The 7,109-nt window shown below is 52.0% G+C and carries 9 protein-coding genes; 8 read left to right on the top strand and 1 reads right to left on the bottom strand.

Annotation, left to right across the window (positions count from 1 at the left end):
* The 8 genes from PPL9_RS34280 to recO form a co-directional block, all read left to right on the top strand.
* Nucleotides 1-1,075, top strand: a 1,075-nt coding sequence (locus tag PPL9_RS34280) for a RelA/SpoT AH/RIS domain-containing protein (protein ID WP_244273426.1), incomplete at its 5' end; no start/stop codon positions are given.
* Nucleotides 1,076-1,099: 24 nt separating this feature from the next.
* On the top strand, nucleotides 1,100-1,693 hold the full coding sequence (locus tag PPL9_RS19665; protein WP_057464282.1) for a hypothetical protein: 594 nt from the start codon (nucleotides 1,100-1,102) through the stop codon (nucleotides 1,691-1,693).
* Between the two features lie 25 nt (nucleotides 1,694-1,718).
* Nucleotides 1,719-2,303 carry a DUF2062 domain-containing protein gene (locus PPL9_RS19660; protein ID WP_057464281.1) on the top strand — a complete coding sequence of 195 codons (585 nt, stop codon included), beginning with the start codon at nucleotides 1,719-1,721 and terminating at the stop codon, nucleotides 2,301-2,303.
* Between the two features lie 152 nt (nucleotides 2,304-2,455).
* Nucleotides 2,456-2,875, top strand: a complete 420-nt coding sequence (gene acpS, locus PPL9_RS19655; protein ID WP_057464280.1) for a holo-ACP synthase — start codon at nucleotides 2,456-2,458, stop codon at nucleotides 2,873-2,875.
* Between the two features lie 139 nt (nucleotides 2,876-3,014).
* Complete coding sequence (lepB, locus tag PPL9_RS19650; RefSeq protein ID WP_057464279.1) at nucleotides 3,015-3,770, top strand: signal peptidase I; 756 nt, start codon at nucleotides 3,015-3,017, stop codon at nucleotides 3,768-3,770.
* Between the two features lie 140 nt (nucleotides 3,771-3,910).
* Nucleotides 3,911-4,618 carry a ribonuclease III gene (gene rnc / locus PPL9_RS19645; protein ID WP_057464278.1) on the top strand — a complete coding sequence of 236 codons (708 nt, stop codon included), beginning with the start codon at nucleotides 3,911-3,913 and terminating at the stop codon, nucleotides 4,616-4,618.
* 46 nt (nucleotides 4,619-4,664) lie between these two features.
* Complete coding sequence (gene era, locus PPL9_RS19640) at nucleotides 4,665-5,585, top strand: GTPase Era (protein WP_057464441.1); 921 nt, start codon at nucleotides 4,665-4,667, stop codon at nucleotides 5,583-5,585.
* Nucleotides 5,586-5,648: 63 nt separating this feature from the next.
* The gene (gene recO / locus PPL9_RS19635) at nucleotides 5,649-6,404 is read left to right on the top strand and encodes a DNA repair protein RecO (protein ID WP_057464277.1); all 756 of its coding nucleotides are present in this window, start codon (nucleotides 5,649-5,651) and stop codon (nucleotides 6,402-6,404) included.
* A 21-nt stretch (nucleotides 6,405-6,425) separates the two neighbouring features.
* On the opposite strand, the gene PPL9_RS19630 is transcribed toward recO, so the two are convergent.
* On the bottom strand, nucleotides 6,426-6,740 hold the full coding sequence (locus tag PPL9_RS19630) for a hypothetical protein (protein ID WP_208981947.1): 315 nt from the start codon (nucleotides 6,738-6,740) through the stop codon (nucleotides 6,426-6,428).
* Nucleotides 6,741-7,109 lie beyond the last annotated feature (369 nt).

Here is a 7,109-nt window from a genome sequence, read left to right as displayed (position 1 = left end):
CTTCCACGATCAGGTCTTCTGCTTCACACCAAAAGGCCGCTTGATCGCACTGCCACGCGGCGCAACCCCAATCGATTTCGCCTATGCCGTTCACACGGATATCGGCAACACCTGCGTGGGCTGTAAAATCAACGGACGCATCTCCTCGCTGGTCACTGAGCTGACCAACGGCGATGAAGTTGACGTCGTCCGCTCACAGGCGCAGACCCCTCCTCCGGCCTGGGAAAACATTGCTGTCACAGGCAAGGCACGCTCTGCAATTCGCAAGGCAACCAAAGCTTCCGCACGCCAGCAATATGGCGGACTTGGCAAACACATCCTTGAACGCGCCTTCTCCCATGCAGGCAAGGACTTCGACGAAGCAGCTCTTGAAGCACACATCAAGAAGTTCACCATGGAAACCACGCTCGACTTGCTCGTCGCCGTGGGTCGCGGAGATGTACAAGCAAGCGCTATTCTGGAAGTTGCATATCCAGACTACGCACCAGCACAAACAGCTGACCGCAACCCAAGTGCACCACCCGCAGCAGGCTCAGCCTCAGAGGGCTGGTTTGATCTGGACAAAGGCAGCTCGGTCAAGTTCAAGATTCCGGAAGGATCTCAGGAGAGTTCCAAGAACGGCTCTCTGCCGATCCGCACCAGTGTCTCCGGCTCACTCCCTGTGCGCTTTGCCCCAAGTGGTGGCGCAGTACCAGGAGATCGCATCGTCGGCATCCTGACACCCGGCGTCGGCATCACCATCTACCCAATCCAGTCACCGGACCTGAAGGAATTCGACGATCAGCCTGAGCGTTGGCTCGACGTGCGCTGGGACATCGACCCCAATGCACCGGAGCGTTTTCCGGCACAGATCAGCGTGTTCGCGGTCAACGAGCCCGGCTCACTAGCAGCAATCACCAAGGTCATCGGTGATCACCGCGGTAACATTGATAATATCAAAATGATCCGCAAAGCCTCCGATTTTCACGAGATGCTAATTGATCTTGAGGTATGGGATTTGAAGCACCTGAATCTGATCCTGAACCAGCTGCGTGCCAAACCCAACGTTTCCGAAGCGCAAAGGGTGAACGGCTAGCTGCTGAAAACAAGAGGAAAACCCATGGGGCCCAATGCAGTCCTGGACGTTTTCAGAGAAACAAAAGCCCTGAAGGAAGGTCACTTCATCCTTCCTTCAGGCTGGCACGGCTCAGCTTACCTGCAACGACAAAAGCTGCTGGAATACCCGGATAAGGTCGAAACCCTCGCCTCCGAACTGGTGAAAAAAATTGCCGCTCACCAGCTCCTCAACTTCTCCCATTTCGTTGCCCCCAGCTTAGGTGGCCTGATCGTCGCACTGCAAACTGCAAGAATCATGCAGAAGAGTGCCCTTTGGCTTCGCCGCGAAGGCGGCTACCTCACCACCGGACCGGCAACCATCCCTCCAAAGTCAAATGTATTTATAGTTCAGGATGTTGTAGGAACAGGTCACCTATGCCTTTCCACAATTGAAGCGCTGCAGTCACTGAGCATTAACACCGTAGGTATTGGTTGTTTTATCGACAGGAGTCTTGACGATACGGACTTAGGAGTACCTCTAATATCTCTTGCTCCTTTAAAACGACCGGTGTATGCAGCCGAGAATGTACCAAAAGAACTCGCTGAGATACCGGCTATAGAAACAACCCCAATCGAGCCGTTTAACTGGCGCGATTGAAAATAAGCAAAGTACTTGAACCGAAATGATTTTTAAACGGCGGGATAAACCAACAAGAATAGAACGTATCCGCGTGGCTGTTTGGCCGCGTCACAGTTGGTCTCGCTCTTTCAGGTACTTAACAAAACGGGTTCTCCGCCTTTCAGCCAGCCCAAGAAAGATTGCAGCAGGCTTTGCCGCAGGCGCCGCCGCTTCTTTCACGCCATTCCTCGGTTTCCATTTTATTCTCAGCTTTGTCTTGGCCTATATTCTTCGCGGCAACATGCTTGCCGCGGCATTAGGCACAGCCGTAGGCAATCCACTCACCTTCCCGTTTATCTGGGCCAGCACCTACAAGGTCGGTCTCTATATTATGGATCTGGAAGACAAGCCCCTTCCGGATTTAGGTGGCAAGCTGGATCATTCCATGCTGTCTCAATCGCTGGATTCAATCTGGCCAATCTTAAAACCAATGTTGATTGGCTCAATCCCGCTCGGTCTGGCCGCTGGTGTCTTTTTCTATTTTATTGTTCTGGGCTCGGTTTCCACTTACCAGAAAGCCAGAGCACATCGTTTTCGCTTAAAAAGAAAGCTGGCAAAAAAAAGCAAAAATGTCGCTCAGGAAAAATAAACGGGATCCCCGGACCGGCATTCCAACACTGAGCAGACCAGCAGGAGACACATGTTGTTTCCTTGAAAAGACTTGCACCACAACAACTTATTCAGGAGGCTTGTGAGTTTCGCGCTCACGCGCCAATATATCCGTCACACAACGAGGCAGAGATGATTATTGGCATTGGCAGTGATCTGAGCGACATTCGAAGAATAGAGAAAACACTCTCCCGTTTTCCGGATCGCTTTACAAAGCGCGTCTTCACAGATGTTGAGCGGGCAAAAGCAGAAAGTCGCGCCAACAAGGCTGCAACCTATGCAAAGCGTTTCGCCGCCAAAGAAGCCTGCTCCAAGGCCTTGGGCACAGGTCTTTCAATGGGCGTTGCCTGGAAAGAGATGGGTGTCGTAAACCTGCCGAGCGGCAAACCGACCCTGCAACTGTCCGGCGGCGCGAAAGAAAGACTGGATAAACTTGTGCCAAAAGGCTTTGTGCCACGAATTGACCTTACAATTACGGATGATTACCCGCTGGCACAGGCATTTGTCGTTATTTCGGCATGGCCAGAGGACTGGCCGGGTCTAGAGCCGTGAAAACGTAAATGAACTGGATTGCAGAAGTGGCCTTGAACCGCTAAGAGATCCACCTATGTGAATATTATTGTCAGGAGACTGACTCGCACTAATTAAGTGATGGGCATCGGGCCAAGCGAGTATTCTCTTACCACGAAGGATGAACATGAGCCAATCCAAAGAAAAGGAGCAGGAAGGCGGCGTATATGAGACCATTAAGGTCATCGCTCAAGCTCTGCTACTCGCTCTGGTTGTTAGAACATTTCTTTTTCAGCCATTTTTTATTCCTTCGGGCTCCATGAAAGATACTTTGCTGATTGGCGACTACCTGTTTGTCTCTAAGTACAGCTATGGCTATTCAAAGTACTCCTTCCCATTTGGACTGGCACCATTTGACGGACGTGTCTGGAGTTCCCCTCCAGAGCGCGGAGACATTGCCGTTTTCAAGCTACCAAAAGACAACTCCACCGATTATATTAAGCGTGTGGTTGGCTTGCCTGGCGATGAAGTTCAGATGATCAATGGCATTTTGCACATCAATGGCAATGCTGTTGAGCGCAAGCGCATTGACGATTACATCGAAAAAGACGCTTATGGGAACATTCACAAGATCCCGCGTTATATCGAAACACTGCCAAATGGCATAAGCTACCAGACCCTTGATATCACGACCAATGGCTCTCTGGACAACACACCCGTCTATCACGTACCAGCAGATCGCTATTTCATGATGGGCGACAACCGGGATAATTCGCAGGACAGCCGCGTTCTTTCCGAAGTGGGCTACGTCCCATTCGAGAACTTTATCGGACGCGCTGAAATCATCTTCTTCTCCATTGAAGACGACCAGCCTGCATGGATGTTCTGGAAATGGCCTTGGACAGTTCGCTGGGATCGCCTTGGCGACGTACTCTAAAGCGTAGCGCCTGCAACGGCCTCCGGTTTACGGAAAAAACTACGCCCAACCACACTTGAAGCAGTTTGAGTGATACAGTTAGTGACACAAACTGCTTCAGAAAGTCTGCAAAGCAGTCTTTGAAGGAATTAGCCGGAATTATGAGCAGAAGAAAAAGACCGGTATCAGACGCAGCTCTGGAAGAGCGCATCGGCTACAAGTTCACGAACAAGGAACTCCTTGTTCGTGCTTTGACGCATGCCAGTGCCCTTCCGGTTGCAAAGGCTTCCCTGCAGAGCTACCAGCGCCTTGAGTTTTTGGGCGATCGAGTGCTCGGCCTTGCAATTGCGACGATGCTGGAAGAAAATTTCCCTAAAGCAGATGAAGGGGAACTTGCTCGGCGCCTGAACCAACTTGTAAAGCGCGAGACATGCGCTGAAGTTTCCAAGGTCATCGACATTGGCCAGCATATGCGCGTCGGCGAAGCTGAAGCACATACTGGTGGACGATCTAAAACAGCAATTCTTGCAGACATGTGCGAGAGCCTGATTGCAGCAATTTACCTTGATAGCGGATTTGACGAAGCCGAGAGCTTCATCAAACGCTATTTTGCTGTAAGAATGGTGTCTTACACAGGTCCATTGCGAGATGCCAAAACAACTCTTCAGGAGTGGGCACAGTCCAAAGGACGCCCTACTCCGTTATACGAAACAGTCTCTCGCAGCGGCCCAGACCATGCCCCGATCTTCAAGATCCGCGTGAATGTGGAAGGCGTTGGTCCCGGCGAAGCCGTCGGAAGCTCAAAGCGCATTGCAGAACAATCCGCTGCCGAGAACATCCTGCGCCGCGAAGGCGTGTGGAGCGAATAGGTCTTAAATGAACGACGAAAACAACAACAATGACCTGCCAGAGGGTATGAACTTCAACCTCGGCAAACTCAACGAAAACACACGCGCTGGCTTTGTCGCGTTGATTGGCGCGCCAAATGCGGGCAAGTCGACGCTGCTGAACCAGTTGGTTGGCACGAAGGTTTCAATCGTCACCCACAAGGTGCAGACAACACGCGCAATCGTTCGCGGTGTTGCGATTGAAGACGACAGCCAGGTTATCTTCGTTGACACACCAGGCATCTTCCGCCCGAAACGCCGTCTTGACCGCGCAATGGTCGACACAGCATGGGGCGGAGCCAAGGACGCTGACGTCGTTGCCGTTCTCATTGACGCCAAGAAAGGCATCAATGAGTCTGTAGAGCGTATTTTGAACGAACTGGAGCACATCAAACTCCCGAAAGTTCTGATCCTCAACAAGATCGACATCACCAAGCGCGACCAGCTTCTGGCACTCGCGGCAAAAGCCAACGAGTACACCAAGTTTGATCAGACCTTCATGGTCTCTGCTATCAACGGTTCCGGTACAAAGGACATCCTGAAGTACTTCTCCGATCAGATGCCAAAAGGCCCATGGCTCTATCCGGAAGATCAGGCCTCCGACATCCCACTGCGTATGTTGGCCGCTGAGATCACCCGCGAGAAGCTTTACCTGCGCCTTCATGAAGAGCTCCCTTACATTTCCACTGTCGAGACCGATAAGTGGGAAGATAGGAAAGATGGCTCCATCCGTATCGAGCAGACAATCTTCGTTGAACGCGACAGTCAAAAGTCAATTGTTCTGGGCAAGAACGGTCAGACCATCAAAGCGATCTCAAAAGCTGCACGTGAAGAGCTCACAGAAGCCTTTGAGACTACAATCCATCTCTTTGTGTTTGTGAAAGTGCGTGAAAACTGGTCCGATGATCCAGAACGCTATCGCAACATGGGATTGGACTTCCCGCACTAGCGTATCCCCGAAAAGCGGATCCGGTTTTCGGACAAGGGTACGCTGCGCTTAATGAGCACAATTATGCAGTGGCAGGCAGAAGGCATCGTCATTGGAACGCGCAAGCAGGGTGAAAACAACATCCTGCTTGAAGTTCTGACACCGGACAGAGGCCGCTGCCTGGGCTTGGTGCGCGGCGGCAGATCACGTCGCCAGCAACCTGCCCTGCAACTGGGCAATCATCTCAATCTCACTTGGCGCGCGAGGCTGGATGAACATCTGGGCTTTTTCACAGTTGAGCCCCTGCAATTACGCGCCGCCCACCTCATGCAAACTGCGAGAGCCATTCACGGCCTGCAAAGCCTGTGTGCACAAGTCCGCCTTCTTCCCGAGCGCGATCCACATCCCAACCTGTTTCACGCGCTGGACGTCATTCTCGATCATCTGGAAGACCCTCGAATTGGTGCAGCACTCGTGCTCCGCTTTGAGCTGGAACTGCTCAATGAGCTCGGCTTCGGTCTGGACCTCTCAGAATGCGCAGCCACTGGCGTCACTGACGAGTTGATCTGGGTTTCACCTAAATCAGGCCGAGCGGTTTGCAAAACAGCCGGACAACCTTACGCTACCAAGCTCCTCACACTGCCAGAGTTCCTTAAAGCGCCCGAGTCACGGCTCTCCCAAAACATTCAAATCTCGAAGGGGGATATGGAAGCAGGGTTCTCACTCACCGGCTATTTCCTGTTCAAATACATCTATGAGCCGCGCAGCATTGCATGGCCTCCTGCGCGAGACAATTATGTAACCGCGCTCAAAAAAGACTTCGCAGACCTGCCCGACTGAAACGAAGCCACACCAAGCCTATCAATCAGATTGCGGCCCATTCCCACCCGGCAAAACAATCACCGGACCAGTACTATCTCCTCCCAGCGGGATGTAACGTTTCTTGGGCGGCGGCACATAAGGGTGCTGATCCTCTGGTGGAGGCTGATACCAGCTGCGAAGCACACCGGGCGCTTCAATGACCGTGCCCTGCCCTGTGCCTTCCAAAGATGGCGCTTGCTGATCAGATGCACCCTGAGCTGTTCTCCCATGATCCGCAGCATGGCTACAAGCCGTGATTGCCACGACTCCAAACACCGCCATAAGACCTTTCAACGCCAAGCTTTGCTTCCTCACTATAACCTCCAGTCATTCAACATGTTATCTCCCAAACAGCGACAACATCCTGCCATGTGCACGCTCTAGGATAGCCGAGCAAAAATCAGGTCGGCTTAAACCACCGCTGCAAATCTGAGTAATAATCGAAACCACCTGTTGCCTCTGCTAGTTGCGGTCGATTGGCGAGAATTCGCTCCATCAAAAATGATCGAGCATGATGCGTGAATGCCAATGAACGTGACGTGCTCTAAGTAATCACCGCAGTGAGTCGCAAAACGCATGCCCACTACACAGGATTAAACCTTGAAAAAGCGCTGTTTTCTGAGGATTTCATAGGTAGAACGGTGCGTTAGCATGGACAGAACAAGCCAAGAACGATAACCAAGT

The sequence above is a fragment of the Pseudovibrio sp. POLY-S9 genome (assembly GCF_001431305.1).
Taxonomy (GTDB): Bacteria; Pseudomonadota; Alphaproteobacteria; order Rhizobiales; family Stappiaceae; genus Pseudovibrio.
The sequence above is the reverse complement of the archived record's forward strand: the minus strand, read 5'-3'. Positions and strand labels throughout refer to the sequence as shown.

Bases quoted from the DNA above. Each gene is read 5' to 3' on its own strand.
- acpS (WP_057464280.1), top strand. From the start codon at position 2,456: ATGATTATTGGCATTGGCAGTGATCTGAGCGACATTCGAAGAATAGAG.
- rnc (WP_057464278.1), top strand. From the start codon at position 3,911: ATGAGCAGAAGAAAAAGACCGGTATCAGACGCAGCTCTGGAAGAGCGC.
- recO (WP_057464277.1), top strand. From the start codon at position 5,649: ATGCAGTGGCAGGCAGAAGGCATCGTCATTGGAACGCGCAAGCAGGGT.
- era (WP_057464441.1), top strand. From the start codon at position 4,665: ATGAACTTCAACCTCGGCAAACTCAACGAAAACACACGCGCTGGCTTT.
- PPL9_RS19665 (WP_057464282.1), top strand. From the start codon at position 1,100: ATGGGGCCCAATGCAGTCCTGGACGTTTTCAGAGAAACAAAAGCCCTG.
- lepB (WP_057464279.1), top strand. From the start codon at position 3,015: ATGAACATGAGCCAATCCAAAGAAAAGGAGCAGGAAGGCGGCGTATAT.
- PPL9_RS19660 (WP_057464281.1), top strand. From the start codon at position 1,719: ATGATTTTTAAACGGCGGGATAAACCAACAAGAATAGAACGTATCCGC.